Annotated in this window: 20 protein-coding genes; 18 read left to right on the top strand and 2 right to left on the bottom strand. The window is 38.9% G+C overall.

The annotated features are described in order from the left end of the window. The first annotated feature begins 10 nt into the window (after nucleotides 1-10). The 18 genes from AC1M9N_RS01975 (at nucleotide 11) to AC1M9N_RS01890 (ending at nucleotide 12756) form a co-directional block, all read left to right on the top strand. The gene (locus AC1M9N_RS01975; RefSeq protein ID WP_481954187.1) at nucleotides 11-352 is read left to right on the top strand and encodes a PilZ domain-containing protein; all 342 of its coding nucleotides are present in this window, start codon (nucleotides 11-13) and stop codon (nucleotides 350-352) included. Between the two features lie 31 nt (nucleotides 353-383). Continuing rightward, on the top strand, nucleotides 384-1157 hold the full coding sequence (locus tag AC1M9N_RS01970; RefSeq protein ID WP_035264578.1) for a TatD family hydrolase: 774 nt from the start codon (nucleotides 384-386) through the stop codon (nucleotides 1155-1157). A 45-nt stretch (nucleotides 1158-1202) separates the two neighbouring features. Next, nucleotides 1203-1817: a TetR/AcrR family transcriptional regulator gene (locus AC1M9N_RS01965; protein WP_035264575.1), complete on the top strand. Its 615-nt coding sequence runs from the start codon at nucleotides 1203-1205 to the stop codon at nucleotides 1815-1817. 1 nt (nucleotide 1818) lies between these two features. After that, nucleotides 1819-2379: a pilus assembly FimT family protein gene (locus tag AC1M9N_RS01960; protein WP_481595444.1), complete on the top strand. Its 561-nt coding sequence runs from the start codon at nucleotides 1819-1821 to the stop codon at nucleotides 2377-2379. Then, a complete protein-coding gene (gene gspI / locus AC1M9N_RS01955) occupies nucleotides 2366-2758 on the top strand; it encodes a type II secretion system minor pseudopilin GspI (protein WP_481588351.1) in 393 nt (130 codons plus the stop codon). The genes AC1M9N_RS01960 and gspI overlap by 14 nt, the downstream gene beginning before the upstream one ends. Continuing rightward, complete coding sequence (gene gspJ, locus AC1M9N_RS01950) at nucleotides 2755-3399, top strand: type II secretion system minor pseudopilin GspJ (RefSeq protein ID WP_481591152.1); 645 nt, start codon at nucleotides 2755-2757, stop codon at nucleotides 3397-3399. The genes gspI and gspJ overlap by 4 nt, the downstream gene beginning before the upstream one ends. Before the next feature lie 15 nt (nucleotides 3400-3414). Further along, a complete protein-coding gene (gspK, locus tag AC1M9N_RS01945; protein WP_481954186.1) occupies nucleotides 3415-4371 on the top strand; it encodes a type II secretion system minor pseudopilin GspK in 957 nt (318 codons plus the stop codon). A gap of 162 nt (nucleotides 4372-4533) precedes the next feature. Continuing rightward, on the top strand, nucleotides 4534-5130 hold the full coding sequence (locus AC1M9N_RS01940; protein ID WP_481588348.1) for a 6-pyruvoyl trahydropterin synthase family protein: 597 nt from the start codon (nucleotides 4534-4536) through the stop codon (nucleotides 5128-5130). 28 nt (nucleotides 5131-5158) lie between these two features. Then, nucleotides 5159-5872 (top strand): uracil-DNA glycosylase, encoded by a 714-nt coding sequence (gene ung / locus AC1M9N_RS01935; protein WP_481589861.1) that lies wholly within the window; start codon nucleotides 5159-5161, stop codon nucleotides 5870-5872. Continuing rightward, nucleotides 5869-6990, top strand: a complete 1122-nt coding sequence (locus tag AC1M9N_RS01930; protein WP_179998211.1) for an enoyl-CoA hydratase/isomerase family protein — start codon at nucleotides 5869-5871, stop codon at nucleotides 6988-6990. The genes ung and AC1M9N_RS01930 overlap by 4 nt, the downstream gene beginning before the upstream one ends. A gap of 2 nt (nucleotides 6991-6992) precedes the next feature. Further along, the gene (gene tadA, locus AC1M9N_RS01925; RefSeq protein ID WP_481596932.1) at nucleotides 6993-7517 is read left to right on the top strand and encodes a tRNA adenosine(34) deaminase TadA; all 525 of its coding nucleotides are present in this window, start codon (nucleotides 6993-6995) and stop codon (nucleotides 7515-7517) included. 75 nt (nucleotides 7518-7592) lie between these two features. Further along, nucleotides 7593-8024: an SRPBCC family protein gene (locus AC1M9N_RS01920; protein ID WP_180027685.1), complete on the top strand. Its 432-nt coding sequence runs from the start codon at nucleotides 7593-7595 to the stop codon at nucleotides 8022-8024. 18 nt (nucleotides 8025-8042) lie between these two features. Further along, nucleotides 8043-8723 (top strand): (d)CMP kinase, encoded by a 681-nt coding sequence (gene cmk, locus AC1M9N_RS01915; protein WP_035264559.1) that lies wholly within the window; start codon nucleotides 8043-8045, stop codon nucleotides 8721-8723. Between the two features lie 116 nt (nucleotides 8724-8839). Next, the gene (rpsA, locus tag AC1M9N_RS01910) at nucleotides 8840-10516 is read left to right on the top strand and encodes a 30S ribosomal protein S1 (protein ID WP_035264556.1); all 1677 of its coding nucleotides are present in this window, start codon (nucleotides 8840-8842) and stop codon (nucleotides 10514-10516) included. A 162-nt stretch (nucleotides 10517-10678) separates the two neighbouring features. Further along, nucleotides 10679-10984: an integration host factor subunit beta gene (locus tag AC1M9N_RS01905; protein WP_035264555.1), complete on the top strand. Its 306-nt coding sequence runs from the start codon at nucleotides 10679-10681 to the stop codon at nucleotides 10982-10984. A 20-nt stretch (nucleotides 10985-11004) separates the two neighbouring features. Continuing rightward, nucleotides 11005-11370 carry a lipopolysaccharide assembly protein LapA domain-containing protein gene (locus AC1M9N_RS01900; protein WP_035264552.1) on the top strand — a complete coding sequence of 122 codons (366 nt, stop codon included), beginning with the start codon at nucleotides 11005-11007 and terminating at the stop codon, nucleotides 11368-11370. Between the two features lie 139 nt (nucleotides 11371-11509). Next, nucleotides 11510-12208, top strand: a complete 699-nt coding sequence (pyrF, locus tag AC1M9N_RS01895; protein WP_481591148.1) for an orotidine-5'-phosphate decarboxylase — start codon at nucleotides 11510-11512, stop codon at nucleotides 12206-12208. A 335-nt stretch (nucleotides 12209-12543) separates the two neighbouring features. Next, on the top strand, nucleotides 12544-12756 hold the full coding sequence (locus tag AC1M9N_RS01890) for a hypothetical protein (RefSeq protein WP_481954185.1): 213 nt from the start codon (nucleotides 12544-12546) through the stop codon (nucleotides 12754-12756). Between the two features lie 427 nt (nucleotides 12757-13183). Here the strand turns inward: AC1M9N_RS01890 and dapC are convergent, their stop codons facing one another. Beyond that, nucleotides 13184-14353, bottom strand: a complete 1170-nt coding sequence (gene dapC, locus AC1M9N_RS01885; RefSeq protein WP_481954184.1) for a succinyldiaminopimelate transaminase — start codon at nucleotides 14351-14353, stop codon at nucleotides 13184-13186. A 31-nt stretch (nucleotides 14354-14384) separates the two neighbouring features. After that, nucleotides 14385-17051 (bottom strand): [protein-PII] uridylyltransferase, encoded by a 2667-nt coding sequence (gene glnD / locus AC1M9N_RS01880; protein WP_035264535.1) that lies wholly within the window; start codon nucleotides 17049-17051, stop codon nucleotides 14385-14387. Between the last annotated feature and the right edge of the window lie 11 nt (nucleotides 17052-17062).

The following is a 17062-nucleotide window of genomic DNA, read 5'->3' as shown; positions in this document are numbered from 1 at the left end:
GGGGATAGAGATGCAGCCACGTCCGGGCGGTTTATTACAAGTCAATATTAATGATCGCGAAACTCTGCAATCCAGTTATATGCCTTTTGTTGAGGGTGGTGGATTATTTGTTCCAACCAAACATCCAGTCAAAATGGGTGAAGAAATTTTTATCTTGGCAACACTTCCTAATCAAACCCAAAAAATACCAATTACGGGTAAGGTGATTTGGATTTCCTATAAGCAATCGGGGATTAAACCACAAGGTTTTGGATTGCAGTTAACTGGAGATAAAGGAGCCTATTACAAGATGGAAGCAGAAAAAATACTCGCTGGAAGTATGTCAACAGCACGTGCAAGCTTTACAATGTAGGCTCTGACTTAAAAAATTAAAAGGTGTCCTTGTGTTTGTAGATACACACTGTCATTTAAACATGCTCAATCTTGAACCTTACGAGGGAAATATCGATTTAGCAATTCAGCAAGCGATTGATGCTGGTGTCACAAAAATGATGGGGATATCGGTTGATTTGGATGATCATATTATTCTGTCAGAAATTGCAGCTCGACACGAAGGAGTGGGTTACAGTGTTGGGGTGCATCCATGTGAAGATCCAGCAGTCATGCAGCGTGCTACTGTTGAAACTTTGGTTGAATTGGCGAGTATAGATAAGGTCTGGGCAATTGGTGAAACGGGTCTAGATTATTATCACAGTACTGAATTTGTTAAAGAACAAAAAGAATGTTTTGCACGACATATTCAAGCTTCACAGATGGTGAAAAAGCCAGTGGTCGTACACACACGCTCATCTAAAAAGGATACGATAGATATTATAAGAGCTGAAAAGTCGACACACGGAATTTTGCATTGTTTTACTGAGGATTGGGATACGGCAAAAGCGGTTCTAGATTGCGGTTATTACATTTCATTTTCAGGAATAGTATCGTTTAAAAATGCTCAGGATTTACGTGATGTGGCCAAGCAAGTTCCATTAGATCGACTATTAATTGAGACTGATAGCCCTTATTTAGCACCAATGCCATATAGAGGAAAGTCTAATGAACCAAAGTATGTCCCATATGTAGCCAAAGCATTAAGTGATGTATATGATAAGTCAGTCGAGGAGATTGCCTTTATTACAACGCAAAATTTCGAGAATCTTCTACGAATGCAGTAAAAATTTAATACGGAAAATAGAAAGAAGAGAGTTTATAGAGTGAAGATGGATCGTCAGGCTCAGTTTAGAGCGAGAGAAGCATTAATATTTCAGGTCGCAGAACAACTTCTTTTGGAAAACGGCGAAGCGGGCATGACATTGGATGCATTGGCCGCTGAGTTAGATTTAGCAAAAGGAACACTCTATAAGCACTTCCAAAGTAAAGATGAATTGTACATGTTGCTTATTATTCGTAATGAGCGCATGTTATTAGAAATGGTTCGAGATACTGAAAAAGGCTTTCCTGAACATTTAGCTTTTTTTATGTTGCACCATTTGCATCATCCAGAACGTACTGTACTCTTTCATCAAATTGAAGAACGATTATCTACAACTGGTCAGGGTATTAATCATTTATTTAATGAAATGTATCAGATCCGCAAAAGTAGACTCAGAATTATCATTCGTATGACAGAAAATCATCTAGCATCCATTCAAAGTAAGATGAGTTCTCGGGATTATCTAGCATCCATTTGGTCGATTACTCATGGTGGTGCTGCGATATTAAATTCGAGTTTCTATCAACGCTATTTAGGCTGTCGAGATACGTTAAGGGTTGCTTTAATTGATCAAGCATTGATGATGCCTAAACAGATAAATTTGACAGAATCAGTGGCCTAATATGCAATCTCTAGATCACCGTCAAGGCGGATTTACTTTAATCGAATTGATGGTGGTCATTGTGATCATCAGCATCATGGCGGCATTGGTGGTGATGAATATTGGTGGGATTGATCAACGTAAAGCAATGCAAGCTAGAGAGGCTTTAATATTAGATTTAAAACGTATTCATCGAGAGGCTGTTGATCAATCGTTAGTGGTTGCATTGGTGCCACAATGGAATGGTGATCAGTTTCGCTATACATTTCAAAAATATAATGATTTAACTCGTCCAGAGCAGACGCTTGTATCGAATAATAATCGTCAACCTTCCACTTGGGTTGAAATGCCAGAGTTTTCTGCGAGAGAGCTACCTGCAAAGGTTTCATTTCAGATCGAAAGTAGCGACTATAGTTTTGAAAATGCAACTAATGCAGACTTGATGAATAATAATGCACCGAAATTAATTTGGTTGGGCAATGGCGAGGTTAAACCTGTCACAATTCAAATGTATTATGAACAAAAAGCAATTGGTGATCTTATTCAAATAGATTACTTGGGTAAAATCGATGCGGGCGCTTAAAGGATTTACCTTGATTGAGGTTGTGGTGGCTTTGGCTATTTTCGCTGTAGCAGCAATGTCATTGACGAAGGTAGCTATGCAGTACACACAGGCGACTGCGAATGCAATTTTACGAACAAAAGCACAATTCGTCGCACAAAATGAAGTCGCTGCAATGCAAATTAGTGGTGAATGGTTAGAGGGAACTCAATCGAAGCAAATTACCTCTCAAGGGTTAAGTTGGCAAATTGATAAAAAATCAGAAGCGACTATTAGCCCAGATGTTCAGAAAATAGAAGTGCAAGTGAGTCTATATAACAATGATTTAGGTAAAGTTGAATCAGGTGTCACCACCATGGTGTTTTATAACTATCCTATCAGAGAGCAATCCAACTCATGATCAAGAGTAAACAACAAGGTTTTACCTTGGTAGAGCTTTTGGTTGCCATAGCCATCTTTGCAGTATTGTCTGCTTTAGGATGGAAAATTTTTGATTATTTAAATAAAGTCAAAGATCGCAATGCGGTGCATGAACAGCAACTTCTCAGTTTGCAAGATAGTTATTTACAAATGCAAAGAGATGCTTTGCAAATTGTACCGCTGACTGCAAATATCGCAGGACAAATCCAACCTGCATTTTTACTGGATGATCAGTCTGTACAATTTAGTAAGGCAGGGGTCACAGACCCGCTGAAACAGGGTTTGTCTCCATTTGAGAGAATAGAATATCGTTATAATGCGCAAGATCGAAAAGTTTATCGTTTAAAGTATCCCAATCTGAATGTTCTTCAAACAACTCAACCTTTATCCAGTACGATCCTAGAAAATGTGGATGATTTTCAAATCACGATTTTAAACCCGAATGAATTGAATTCGTGGCCGGAAGCATCAACAATAAGTTCTAATAGTAATGATGCTCAAGATGGTGTTGCTCGGCTATTGCCTAAAGGTATGCGAATTAGATTTAAGCAACAAGATACTGAATATGAGTGGATTTTTAGTTTGCTTAATACTGACTATTTAAAACCGGCATCTAGTTAATCATTAGGAAAATGCATGAAGCAGCAAAAAGGAATCGCCCTGATTACGATTTTAATGTTAGTCGCTTTGGCAACTATCATTGCTGCGACGATTGCCCATCGTCAATACAATACCAGTGAAAATACGGCTTATGTGATTCGTCAAAACCAAGCACTGTATTATGCAAAAAGTGCTGAAGCTTTTTTCTCAGAATTATTGGTTCAAGATGCTAAGTCCAATTCAAAATCAGATAATCTTCAAGAAACTTGGGCTCAACCGATGCCACCATTTCCAATTGATGGTGGTTATGTCGCAGGGCGAATTGTTGATGAAACGGGTAAGTTTAATTTAAACAGTTTGGTCAAAGATGATGGCGTGCCGAATGATAATGCGGTGAATTACTTTAAGGGATTATTAACAAAGCTTGGTTTGCCAGAAGAATTGAATGAAGCGGTAATTGATTGGCAAGATCAAGATGATTTGACGATTGGTGCGATGGGGGCAGAGAGTAATTATTATTTAAGTTTAACGCGTCCTTATTTGCCAGCGAATGGTCCTTTTCATAGCGTTGAAGAGTTGAAGCAAGTGCGAGGATTTGAAGGTGATAAGTTTTTATTGATAAAACCTTATGTTATAGCGATTCCTTTAAAAGAAATTAAAATTAATATTAATACAGCACCAGCGATGATTATTGCTGCTATAGACCCAAGTTTGGATGTGCAAAATGTGCAGCGTGATTTGGATCAGAAAAAAGCCAATGGTGAGTTTTTTGAGTCCGTAGATCAGCTCTGGGAACTCAACACTCTAAGTCAGTTAAGTGAAGAAGCAAAAAGCACAGCAAAAAATAATTTTGATGTTAAATCTGCATTCTATCGAGCAGATATTGAAATCATGCTATCTGATCGAAAGCGATATTTTTCGAGTTATCTGATGCGTGATGAAGATAAGGTTTATGTCTTCTCAAGAAGTTTGGCACCTCTTCAAACCAATTGATTAAATTGCTAAACTATTAATTTAAACAAATTGAATGATGGCTTTTTATTTTTTTTGTTTTTAATACGTTTTGCCAATTGCTTAAAACGTTAAAATTAATGATGAGTTGTGTGAATATGCACTATAATTATTTTAACCCATGATTTTTTATTGCTCTGACATATGTTAATTCGAAAATTATTTAAGTTTGAAAACGCGCATATTGTGCGAAATTGCACATCAGACCGCTGTAAGCGTTCAATTCATGGTCATAGCTATAAAGTCGAATTATTATTGAGAGCCTCAAAGCTAGACCATGGTCAAATGGTCTATGATTTTGGTTTGCTGAAAGGTGTGATCAAAGAACTTTATGATAGTTTTGATCATGCGATTTGTTTTTGGCAAGAAGATTCAGCTGAATATATTCAAGCATGTAAAACTTTTAGTGCGCGTTGGGTTTCATTACCCGTTTCACCTTCTGCTGAACAATTTTCTCGAATTTTCTTTTATTTGGCAGAACAAGTACTGAAATCAACTGTCACGCAAAATGGTGAAGGTGATGTTGAAGTCTATTCAGTGATCGTGCATGAAACTGACACAGGCTATGCGCAAAGTTTTGCTGAAGATATCGTAAATGAACAGATGGGCTTATTGGCGCTTGATCAAATCGTATTCTCAGAACAAATTCAAAATGAATGGTCTGATCCTAAAATGTACGAACAATTGAAACAAGGCTTAACTTTTAAGAACCCAAGTGTAGATTTACAAGTAAAACTTTAAAGCTGTGATTGATTTAGGGATGAACACAATGCAACTCACCGAACAAGAATTAAGTCAACTGAATCAAGTTCGGTTAGAGGATGGTTGGAAGTATGCTTTAGCAGAGTTTTTGCTCAGCGATAAAATGGATCAGCTGAAAGCTTTTCTCAAATCTGAATTACAGGCGAATAAGGTGATATACCCACCTAATTCTCTTATTTTTAATGCCTTCAACACCACACCCTTAGATCGTGTAAAGGTCGTGATTCTCGGTCAAGATCCTTATCACGGTCCAAATCAAGCACATGGATTGAGTTTTTCAGTGCAAAAGGGTGTTGCATTACCGCCGTCTTTGCGTAATATCTATCACGAACTCAGCACTGACCTTGGAATAGCGCCTGCCAAGCATGGTGATTTAACCCAATGGGCTGAAGAGGGTGTCTTGTTGCTGAACAGTGTATTGACTGTTGAAGCGGGCCAGCCGACTTCACACCAAAAGAAAGGTTGGGAAGATTTCACCGATGCTGCGATAGATGTTCTAAATGAGCAACGTGAAAAGATCGTTTTCATTCTTTGGGGTGCGTACGCGCATAAGAAAGGTCAACGAATTGACCAAAATAAGCATTTGGTCTTAAAAGCAGCACATCCATCACCATTGGCAGCAAACCGAGGTGGTTTTTTTGGGTGTAAAGTTTTTTCAAAAACAAATAATTATCTTAAACAAAATGGCATTGAGCCAATTAAATGGCAGCTGGAAGCATGACAATATCTCCTGAGACGAATCAATATCATCCTGACTTAATTGTTGAAGAAGCACAGAATGGATGGAGAGTGGTTCGATTAAATCGTCCAAAATCTTTACATGCACTTGATGAATCTATTGTGACGGCTTTATTGGCTGTTTTTGAAAAGTTTCATCATGATGATGCGGTTAAAGCGATCTGGTTTGATTCAACAACCCCTAAAGCTTTTTGTGCCGGTGGGGATGTACGCAAACTCCGTCAGTTGGTCATCAATAATGAGGTTGATGCGGCAAATAAATTTTTTGAACAAGAATACGCGCTAGATCTTTTGTTGCATGACTACGCTAAGCCGATTGTCGTTTGGGGAGAAGGTTATGTGATGGGTGGTGGGCTTGGTTTATTTATGGCTGCACCATTCAGACTCGTTACACCTTATTCGCGTCTTGCAATGCCAGAAGTAAATATTGGTTTATATCCAGATGTTGGTGCTAGTCGTTTCTTGGCAGATCGTGGCCCAATTGGTCTATTTACAGGTTTAACTGGATCGATCATGACTGCGGCAGGAGCTTATGGTATTGGCTGGGCGACTCATATTTGTGATGCTCAGCGCGATGTTGTTTTACAAAAGTTGATCAATATCGATTGGGATCATTATCCTGCTGGTGATTTTAGGGCATTAGATGACACTTTAAATAGTTTGCATCGACCAGTTTCTCCAGGGCCACTGCAAATCTCGTTAGACGTGATTCACAGTGTCTGTCGTGGTGCAAACTTTGAAAATGACTACGAAGCAATTATCGGTTTAAGTGATGCACGAAGTGATTGGCTAAGACAAGCGAGTGAAAATCTGGCAAAAGGATCACCAAGTACAGCTGCGATTACCTGGTTGTTATGGCAATGGGGGCGTCAAGTTCATCCTTGGCAAGAAGTATTTGAACTTGAAACTCAAATTTCTGATTGGAAAATTAGACATCCTGATTTTGTTGAAGGCGTACGTGCACGTTTAGTGGATAAAGATTTATCTCCTGAATGGACACCTGCAGAATCTATGTCCTTAAAAGGAATTTTAGGTGCGCACCCACCAGTTACAAATATCGAGAGCTGGAATAACTTGTTAAAACAGTACGGTATTATTTAATTTTGACTGAAATTCAATTTGATGCCGAAGATCTAAAATGGATGCAGCGTGCCTATGAGCAGGCTGCATTTGCAGCTCAATTGGGAGAAATCCCTGTTGGAGCTGTCATTGTGAGTCAAGGAAAAGTAATTGGTGAAGGATATAATCAACCCATCCAGAGTCATGACCCGACTGCTCATGCTGAAGTGGTCGCACTTCGCCAAGCATGTAATCAAATTCAGAACTATCGTCTACCAGAAGATGCAACCCTTTATGTAACCCTTGAGCCATGCACGATGTGTGTGGGGGCTTTAATTCATGCTCGAGTTCACCGCGTTGTATTTGGTACTTTAGAGCCGAAAGCGGGTTCTCTAGTCAGTGCGCGACAGCTATTGAATAATCAAGGTTACTACAACCATATATTTGAATTTGAAGGGGGCTGCATGCAATCAGCGTGTGCTCATCAACTTTCAGAATTTTTTAAATTCAGACGAGAACAAAAAAAACAACAGCGTGTACGACAAAAAATAGAAAATAATCAGGAATGATTGCTATTGTTGATTGTGGAAAAATTGACATAATGTATTGTCAGTATGAAGCGGACTCAATGAAAAGGAATAAAAATGAATTCAATCCAAGTTAAACAAGAATTTAACCAGCCTATAGATCGTGTATTTGAAGTTTTGTCAAAACATGCGACTTATAATGATGTATTTGCACCGATTCAGGTTGTACGCATTAAAGATGCAGCTGATCCGAGTCGTCCTGATGGGATTGGATCAGTACGAAAAATGGGATTAGGCCCAATAAAGCCAATTCAAGAAGAAATTACTGTACTAGAGCCAAATAAGCGTATTGAATACAAAATTATCAAGAATCCATTAATCAAACATCATCTTGGAATTATTGAATTTAAAGAGCTTTCAACAGCTAAAACTTTAGTCACATACACGATCGAATTACAGGCAAGAGCACCGTTTGTGAGCAAATTAATTCTTGCACAACTCAAACTTGCTATTACACTTGGTTTTAAGAAATTAGCAAAACGCCTTTAAGGCGAAGTTGGTAAAGTAATGACAATTCAAATTATCACGATCGATGGACCAAGCGGTTCAGGCAAAGGAACTTTGGCAGCAAAATTGGCACAGCATTACCAGTTTCATTTACTAGATTCTGGCGCTTTGTATCGTTTGTTGGGATTGTCATTACATCAGCTGAATTTAATTGATTCAATTCACAATCCAGATGTGTTGGTTAAATGCGTAGAAATAGCGACTCATCTCGATATTCAATTTGTTAGTGATCATTTAAAAACAAAAATTTTACTTAACGGGCATGATGTAACGGATGAAATTCGCACTGAAAAAGTCGGTGAGTTTGCATCCAAGGTTGCAGTTGTACCTGAATTAAGACAGGCATTATTCGAAAGACAACGTGCATTTGCTCAAGCACCAGGTCTTGTTGCCGATGGCCGTGATATGGCGACTTCAATCTTCCCAGAAGCCCAAGCAAAAATATATTTGACGGCTTCTGCTGAGTCGCGTGCTGAGCGACGTGTAAAGCAGTTGCAGGCCATGGGGCAAAATGTTAAAATAAGCGACATTTTATCTAATATCCAAGCACGTGATAAGCGTGATATGGAAAGAACCGTTGCGCCGCTTAAGCCGGCTGAAGGGGCTTACATTATCGATAGTTCAGATCTGGACATTGACGCTGTATTTAACCTGATGACCGCATATATTGATGCGCAATAAGATAAATTAATGAATATTAGTGGAAGCATAGCTTGATCAGTTCTATATGGACTATGTCGATACTTAACTAAACCGGCCTTGTCTGATCCAAGACCGCTGACTTTTCTAGGTATATCATGACCGAATCTTTTGCAGCCCTCTTTGAAGCAAGCGAATTAAACCTCAACGTTGAAAAGGGTGCAGTCATCCAAGGTATCGTTGTTAGCATCGATTCTGACTGGGTAACTGTAGATACTGGCCTTAAATCTGAAGGCGTAGTAGCTCGCTCTGAATTCTTAAACGAACAACGTGAACTTGAAGTTAACGTTGGTGACACAGTTGACGTAGTTGTTGAAGCGCTTGACAACGGTATGGGTCAAACAGTTTTATCACGTGAAAAAGCTAAACGTGCTGAAACTTGGACTAAACTTGAAAAAATCTTTGAAGACGGCGAGATCGTTACTGGTGTTATCTCTGGTAAGGTTAAAGGCGGTTTCACTGTTGACATCGGTCCAGTACGTGCATTCTTACCAGGTTCTTTGGTAGACACTCGTCCTATCCGTGACACGACTCACCTTGAAGGTAAAGAGTTAGAATTCAAAGTTATCAAACTTGACGCTAAACGTAACAACGTTGTTGTATCACGTCGTGCAGTTATGGAAGCTGAATCTTCAGCTGACCGTGAAGCTCTTCTTTCTCAACTTGAAGAAGGTCAAACAGTTACTGGTACAATCAAAAACCTTACTGACTACGGTGCTTTCGTTGACCTTGGCGGTATTGATGGTCTTCTTCACATCACTGACATGGCTTGGAAACGTATCAAGCATCCATCAGAAGTTGTTGAAGTTGGTCAAGAAGTTACTGTTAAAGTACTTAAATTTGACAAAGAGCGTAACCGTGTATCATTAGGTCTTAAACAACTAGGTGAAGATCCATGGTTAGCGATCATGAACCGTTACCCTAAAGGTTCTATCGTTAAAGCGCGTGTAACTAACTTAACTGATTACGGTTGCTTCGCTGAAATCGCTGAAGGCGTTGAAGGCTTAGTACACGTTTCAGAAATGGACCACACAAACAAAAACATCCACCCATCTAAAGTTGTTCAGATTGGTGATGAAGTTGATGTTATGGTTCTTGAAGTTGATGAAGAGCGTCGTCGTATTTCTCTTGGTATCAAACAAACTCGTGCTAACCCATGGGAAGAGTTTGCTAAGGCTCACGACAAAGGTGAAAAAGTTTCAGGTACAATCAAGTCTATCACTGACTTCGGTATCTTCATCGGTTTACCAGGCGGTATCGATGGTCTAGTTCACTTATCTGACATTTCTTGGAATGAACAAGGCGAAGAAGCGATTCGTCGTTACAAGAAAGGTGACACTGTTGAAGCGGTTATCCTTTCTGTAGACGCTGAAGGCAACCGTATCAGCCTTGGTATCAAGCAAATGAACAGCGATCCGTTCAACGATTTCTTAGCTGCTAACGAACGTGGTGCTCTTGTTAAAGGTACTGTAGTTGCAGTTGATGCTCGTGGCGCAACAATTAAGTTGGCTGACGAAGTTGAAGCTTCTCTTAAAGCTTCAGAAATCAACCGTGACCGCGTTGAAGATGCAACTAAATTCTTAGAAGTTGGTCAAGAAGTTGAAGCTAAGATCATCAATGTTGATCGCAAATCACGCGCAATCAACTTGTCTATCAAAGCGAAAGACGAAGCTGAAGAGAAAGAAGCTGTTGCTAACTTGAAAACTGCTTCTGCAGGTCAAGACAACGGTCCTAAGACAATTGGTGATTTGATCAAAGCTCAAATGAACCACTAAGTCTTTCGTGTTCAATGTATTGTTAATGTAATTTAACTAATACTTTTTACACAAATACTGTAAACGGTAGCGTAGTATTGACTTACTGCGCTACCGTTTTGTATTTAAACAGGTTATTATCTCGCTATGCACAGAGTAGCTTGATAATTAAAGAGGTCGCAGATGACTACTGAAGCACTTAATAAGTCTGACTTAATAGAACGTATTTCTATCAAAAACCCTCATTTGGCTGAGCCATTGGTCGAAGAAGCTGTTAAAATTATGATCGATCAAATGATTGAGTCATTATCAGCTGATAATCGTATTGAAATTCGTGGGTTTGGAAGTTTTGCTTTACATCATCGCGAACCGCGAGTTGGGCGTAATCCTAAAACAGGTAAGTCAGTTGAAGTGGCTGCTAAAGCTGTACCTCATTTCAAACCAGGTAAAGCACTAAGAGATGCTGTAAACGAATCAGCAGGAAAATAATAAATTACTCAGGGGTGGTTATGCGTTACGTATTAGTTGCACTGTTAGTTGTAATCTTCGGATATGCATTGGCATTGGTTCTGCAAAATGGTACAGAACTGACTGTTGATCTTCTATTCACTCAAGTACCGGCAATGAGATTAGGTTTATTGCTTTTGTTGACTTTGGCACTTGGGATCATCGTTGGATTATTACTCGGAGTTCAAGTTTTCCGTGTATTCCAAAATAGTTGGGAAATTAAGCGTCTTCGCAAAGATATTGAATATCTTCGTAAAGAACAAATCCAAAATGCTCAGTTAGCTGCTGCTGAAGCTGCTGCAAATGTACGTCATGAAAAGACAGTACTAGATGTGCATTCAGATCCGCGTAACTCAAATCCGCTGTAATTTATAAATATTTAAAAAACCTCTAAAATTTATTTTAGAGGTTTTTTTTATTGAAAATAAACTGTTGAATTTTAAGCTGAGTTTTTGAAAGTTAATTTTGCAGCTTAAGTTGAACATCTTTATAATGACGCAACTTTAGATGGACGGAAGAACAACCTTGAGTATCATTGTTGCTTTAGATGCAAAAAGCCAATACGACGCATTGAAAATTGCTGAAAATCTGGATCCTAAACTTTGTCGTGTAAAGGTGGGTAAAGAACTTTTTACACATGAAGGTCCGACCGTTGTAAAAGCATTGCATGATCAAGGTTTTGAAGTATTTTTAGATTTAAAATTTCATGATATTCCAAATACGACAGCACAAGCCGTTTGCGCTGCTGCAGATCAAGGGGTATGGATGGTCAATGTTCACGCATCTGGTGGACGAAAAATGATGGAAACTTGTGTAGAAAGATTAAAAGCAGGTAACTATCAAACACAGTTGATTGCAGTCACTGTATTAACTTCAATGGGGCGAGAAGATCTACGTGATCTTGGTTTGGATATCGAGCCTTTTGAACATGTGAAACGTCTAGCGACTTTGACTCAAGAAAGTGGCTTGGACGGTGTTGTATGTTCTGCGCAAGAAGCAAAAATGTTACGTGAAACTCTAGGTCAGAACTTTGCTCTCGTCACTCCGGGAATTCGTCCAGAAGGTTCTGCAGCGGATGATCAAAAACGTATTGTTACACCTAAGCAAGCTATGTTAGATGGTTCTACACATTTGGTGATTGGTCGCCCGATTACTAAATCAGAAAATCCAAATCGGACTTTAAGAGATATTCTAGCGACTTTGTAATTTTCAAATTACAGTCTTGAACTATTTTAAAAAGCCATGAATGTTCATGGCTTTTTTTTAACTAGGATTAAGATTGTAATAAACAAGGTTTATAAAGAAGCGAGAAGAAGCCTTGTGCTAAGACAGTTAAAACTTAATAACATGATAAAATCAAAGAGTTGGATAAAAGGTTTAACAAATAAAGAAATTGGAAAAGCTGTTTAGCATGGCGTTGTTGCTGCATAAAAGGTACAAAAGGAAAAAAATATGCAAGTTTGTAACTGGGATTGGGGAGCAATTACTACTTTAATAGGAGCTGGAATAGCATCTACTACTGCATGGTGTATTTCAAATGAATGGAGAAATCAAAAGGCAGTGAGGTTATTGCAAATGAAGCAAAAGAATATATTTATAATTTAAATAAACTTGAATTAATACAGAACGAAATTGAAACTAAAAGCACTACAGCAAAAAGAAGGAAGGAACTATTAGAAGAATATATTTTATATAAAAATAAAGCATCTAAACATTCAAATTTTCTCGGAAAAGCATATTCTAAGGATTTATAAGTAACTTAAGCTCAAATTATGGTTCTCCATGTATAAGATATATAAACTTTATTAAGGTAGAGAAGAATTATGACATTAAAGATACACCACATCCGAATGATGTATATTTACTCATTGAACACTTACTCATATATGCCTTGTATAAAAATGGTTCTATAAAAAGTAAAATAACTAGTAAATTAAAAGGTTACCATCATGCATAAAGAACTAATTTATTAAATCCCATAGGCATAATACAACTCACACTTGAGAGTGATCCAAACTTTATCATGGGCAATCCATTCTTTTTAGTTCTCTCTCCCTTTGGGAGAGAGTTAGAGAGAGGTTTGTTAGAAAATATCAATTTCCGCTCAAACTATGCCTAGAATCATCAATAAAAAAAATAAGCCCTCTAAAAAGAGGGCTTAAAATTAAAGATCATGCACGATTAGAGAATTGATTTTAAGCGTTTAACAACTTCTTTACATTGGTCTAAATCTGCTACGAGAGCAAGACGAACATGGCTTTCACCTGGGTTTCCTTGTTCAGTATCACGAGATAAATAACGACCCGGTAAGACTTTGATATGTGCTTTTTCCATCAGCATTTTGGCAAAAGTTTCATCATTATCGACCTTTAACCAATAATAGAAACCCGCATCAGGCTTTTTCAGTGGTAGCAAATGACCTAATTCTTGTTGGAATAAATCAAATTTAGCACGGTATTGTTTACGGTTTTCTTCAACATGTGCCTCATCATTCCATGCAGCAATCGATGCCAATTGATGTTGTACTGGCATTGCAGCACCGTGGTAAGTGCGGAATTTTAAATAAGGTTTTAATAGACTAGCATCACCTGCAACGAAGCCAGATCGCATACCTGGTAAATTAGAACGTTTAGACAGAGAGTGGAATACGATACAGTTTTTATAGTCATCACGACCTAATTCTGCACAAACTTCTAATAAGCCAACTGGTGCTTCATCAAACCATAGTTCTGAATAACATTCATCAGATGCGATGACAAAATTGTATTGATCAGAGAGCGCAATTAATTTTTTGAACTGTTCTTTTGAAAGCACAGCACCTGTCGGATTTCCGGGGGTGCAGACAAAGAGCAAAGCTGTCTTCTCCCATACTTCCGCAGGGACAGCATCGAAGTCGCCAAGGTAACCATTTTCTTCAGTACAGTTGATGAAATAGGGTTGAGCGCCAGCGAGTAAAGCTGCACCTTCGTAAATTTGATAAAAGGGATTCGGCATAACTACATAAGGCGCTTCATCACGATTGATCAGCGCTTGTACGAATGAGAAAATTCCTTCACGTGTGCCAGTCACAGGTAAAATATGATCTTCTGCGCTAATAGCATTTAATTTGAAACGGCGTGTGAGCCATTGCGCAATACTTTCACGTAATTCTGGTAAGCCTTTACTGTTTGGGTATGTCGAAAGATGATTGAAGTTATCGACAATAGCTTGTTTTACGAATTCAGGTGCAGGATGTTTTGGCTCACCAATTGACAATGGAATTAACGGAAGATTTGCAGGTTTTACAAACTGAAAAAGTTTATTCAACTTTTCAAATGGATAAGGATGTAATAGGTTTAAACTAGAGTTCATGAAACAGTTACCGTCGGGTTAAATCTAAATTTTAATGATGATTACAGACCTGATTTGAAGCCTCATCTAATGCTGCTTTTAATTGTTCAGCAAAAGCCTGAGCTTCAGTTAAATTCATAGGTTCGCCATTCTTTTTGGTTACAAAGAAAATATCTTCTGCGCGCTCACCCAAGGTGGCGATTTTCGCGGAATGGATATCGAGACCTTGCATCATAAATAAGCCACCGATACGGGCAAGTAATCCAGGCTGATCGAGGGTAGAGATCTCGACCATATTTTGCTGCAGCGCCTCGTTCAACGTAATATCAATTGTGTTTTCGATATCAAAATGACGAAGTTGGCGTGGTATACGGCGTTGCATTAAACCTGGATAATTTTGTGAATCTGTTAATGCGTGCACCAATGATTCTTTTACCGTATTTTCACGTTCTGGATCTGTCACTAATGTGCCAAAACGATCAAGCACCACGTAGGTGTCTAAGCTAAAGGATTTAGTTGCTGTAATAATGCGTGCATCTTGTACATCTAGATTCATACGATCTAGAACTGCAACAGTGGTGGCAAAAAGATTAGGTTGATCTTGAGTGTAAATAAAAATCTGCACAGCATCTTGCGCTGATTTACGGTGCGCGCGCATCATCACCAATGGTGCTGAATTATCACCATGATCTAGGATTGCACGTGTATGCCATGCGACTTCATCTGCAGTTTCTTTGAGGAAGTATTCGTCACCAAGTTCTTGCCAAACTTTTTCAACAGCTTCTAAAGCATAATCATTGACAAGTAATTCACTTGCTGCAAATTTGGTATCTTCGATCAGCATTTGGTAATCGACAGGACGACCCAAACCACTACGAATAACGTCACGAGCATTGGTATATAACTGACGCATGAGCGATGCGCGCCATGTGTTCCAAAGCTTAGGATTGGTTGCGTTAATGTCAGCCACTGTAAGCGTATACAGATAGTCTAAGTGTTCCATATCACCGAGCTTCTCGGCAAAATCTTTTACAATATCTGGATCAGAAATATCTTTTTTCTGCGCAGTCATCGACATCAATAGATGATTTTGGATTAACCACGCAACAAGATTACACTCACGCTCAGTAAAACCGTGCTTGCTACAGAACTCAATGGCATCAACCGCGCCCAATTCACTATGGTCTCCACCACGACCTTTGGCGATATCATGGAACAAAGCAGCGAGGAATACGATGTCTCGGCGCACCAGACGCTGGAATACGGAACTTACGACAGGAAAATCTTTAGCAAATTCTGGCGCTTTAAAACGATTTAAATTACGTAAGAGTAGGAGTGTATGTGCATCTACAGTATAGATATGGAATAAATCGTATTGCATAAGGCCCATGATTTGCCCAAATGCAGGAATATAGTTGCCGAGTACACCATAACGTTTCATCGCAAGCAATGTTTCATATAAGTTATTCGGTGATCGGATGATCGCCATAAACAAGGCTTGATTAACTGGATTGTCTCGATACGCTTGATCAATGCGTTTTGCAGCTAAAGTAAGCAATCGAAGTGTACGAGCTCGAATGCCATCAATATCAGGGCGATTTGCTAGGATATAGAAAATCTCAAGGATGGCTGTAGGCTTCTCTGCAAAAATTTTATGGTGTTGAACTGCGAGTTTACCATCCACCAATTTGAAGTTTTCATTCACTTCCTCAATTTTACGCTCATAGTTGGGTAAACGAGGCGTGATGACAGACTCATTAAAATAGGCGAGTAGCATTTCATTCAGGGTTGAAACCTGCTGAGCTGCTCGATAGTAGCGTTTCATGAACTGTTCAATTGGATAATTGATATGTTCACCTTCGACTTTGTGGTAACCAAATTTTGCTGCGATATCGCGTTGGTAATCAAACAATAGTCGGTTTTCATCACGCTTAGTTAAGCGGTGTAAATGATGACGAATTTCCCAGAGAAAATTCTCAGCATCTTCGAGCACCCCAAGTTCAAACTCAGAAATGAAACCTAAATGTACAAGATCGTATATACGATTTACTCGGAAATGCCGTTTTGCAATCCAACCAATTTGGTTAATGTCTCGAATGCCGCCCGGTGCATTTTTGATATCAGGTTCTAAATTACTTTCAGTGTTGTTGTGCTGAGCGTAGCGTTTGGCTTGTTCTTCCATCTTGGCATCAAAGAAGGTTTTATCCGTCCAAGTTTGTGAAACAACACGACGAGGCCATTTCGCTAAGTGTTCATTGCCAATAATTAAACGAGACTCAATGAGAGATGTAGCTACCGTTAAGTCATTCATGGCCTGTTCAAAGCACTGTTGAATGGTTCTTACACTTACGCCAGGTTTAAAATTGCCAACATCCCATAGAGAGGAAATAAAAATGGTAATGGCATTTTCTTGTTCTTGTGTAAGATCATCTTCTGAAAGGATCAGAATGTCGACATCAGAGTAGGGCATCATTTCACGACGACCATAACCTCCTACAGCGAACAAGCCCAGATCGGTTTGATCTAACTCAGCATGTTGCCAAAGGAATTTAAGTGCCTCATCAATCAGGTTAGATCGAGTGAGGATGATCTCACGTATCGCCTTACCATTTTCAAACTCATGTTGTAATTGATTTTCAACATCTGAGCGCCATTGATTAATTGCCTTGATGTCGTGATTACTCGAAACATAGTTTGCTAATGGAGACGTATTGATCATGAAATGATGGC

This window comes from Acinetobacter sp. ANC_7655, from assembly GCF_056784015.1.
This window is presented reverse-complemented; position numbering and strand designations above follow the sequence as displayed.

What these genes read in the sequence shown, in the direction of transcription:
- AC1M9N_RS01975 (WP_481954187.1), top strand. Translation starts at nt 11, where the DNA reads ATGCAGCCACGTCCGGGCGGTTTATTACAAGTCAATATTAATGATCGC.
- AC1M9N_RS01965 (WP_035264575.1), top strand. Translation starts at nt 1,203, where the DNA reads ATGGATCGTCAGGCTCAGTTTAGAGCGAGAGAAGCATTAATATTTCAG.
- AC1M9N_RS01960 (WP_481595444.1), top strand. Translation starts at nt 1,819, where the DNA reads ATGCAATCTCTAGATCACCGTCAAGGCGGATTTACTTTAATCGAATTG.
- gspI (WP_481588351.1), top strand. Translation starts at nt 2,366, where the DNA reads ATGCGGGCGCTTAAAGGATTTACCTTGATTGAGGTTGTGGTGGCTTTG.
- gspJ (WP_481591152.1), top strand. Translation starts at nt 2,755, where the DNA reads ATGATCAAGAGTAAACAACAAGGTTTTACCTTGGTAGAGCTTTTGGTT.
- gspK (WP_481954186.1), top strand. Translation starts at nt 3,415, where the DNA reads ATGAAGCAGCAAAAAGGAATCGCCCTGATTACGATTTTAATGTTAGTC.
- AC1M9N_RS01940 (WP_481588348.1), top strand. Translation starts at nt 4,534, where the DNA reads ATGTTAATTCGAAAATTATTTAAGTTTGAAAACGCGCATATTGTGCGA.
- ung (WP_481589861.1), top strand. Translation starts at nt 5,159, where the DNA reads ATGCAACTCACCGAACAAGAATTAAGTCAACTGAATCAAGTTCGGTTA.
- AC1M9N_RS01930 (WP_179998211.1), top strand. Translation starts at nt 5,869, where the DNA reads ATGACAATATCTCCTGAGACGAATCAATATCATCCTGACTTAATTGTT.
- AC1M9N_RS01920 (WP_180027685.1), top strand. Translation starts at nt 7,593, where the DNA reads ATGAATTCAATCCAAGTTAAACAAGAATTTAACCAGCCTATAGATCGT.
- cmk (WP_035264559.1), top strand. Translation starts at nt 8,043, where the DNA reads ATGACAATTCAAATTATCACGATCGATGGACCAAGCGGTTCAGGCAAA.
- rpsA (WP_035264556.1), top strand. Translation starts at nt 8,840, where the DNA reads ATGACCGAATCTTTTGCAGCCCTCTTTGAAGCAAGCGAATTAAACCTC.
- AC1M9N_RS01905 (WP_035264555.1), top strand. Translation starts at nt 10,679, where the DNA reads ATGACTACTGAAGCACTTAATAAGTCTGACTTAATAGAACGTATTTCT.
- AC1M9N_RS01900 (WP_035264552.1), top strand. Translation starts at nt 11,005, where the DNA reads ATGCGTTACGTATTAGTTGCACTGTTAGTTGTAATCTTCGGATATGCA.
- pyrF (WP_481591148.1), top strand. Translation starts at nt 11,510, where the DNA reads ATGGACGGAAGAACAACCTTGAGTATCATTGTTGCTTTAGATGCAAAA.
- AC1M9N_RS01890 (WP_481954185.1), top strand. Translation starts at nt 12,544, where the DNA reads ATGGAGAAATCAAAAGGCAGTGAGGTTATTGCAAATGAAGCAAAAGAA.
- dapC (WP_481954184.1), bottom strand. Translation starts at nt 14,353, where the DNA reads ATGAACTCTAGTTTAAACCTATTACATCCTTATCCATTTGAAAAGTTG.
- glnD (WP_035264535.1), bottom strand. Translation starts at nt 17,051, where the DNA reads ATGATCAATACGTCTCCATTAGCAAACTATGTTTCGAGTAATCACGAC.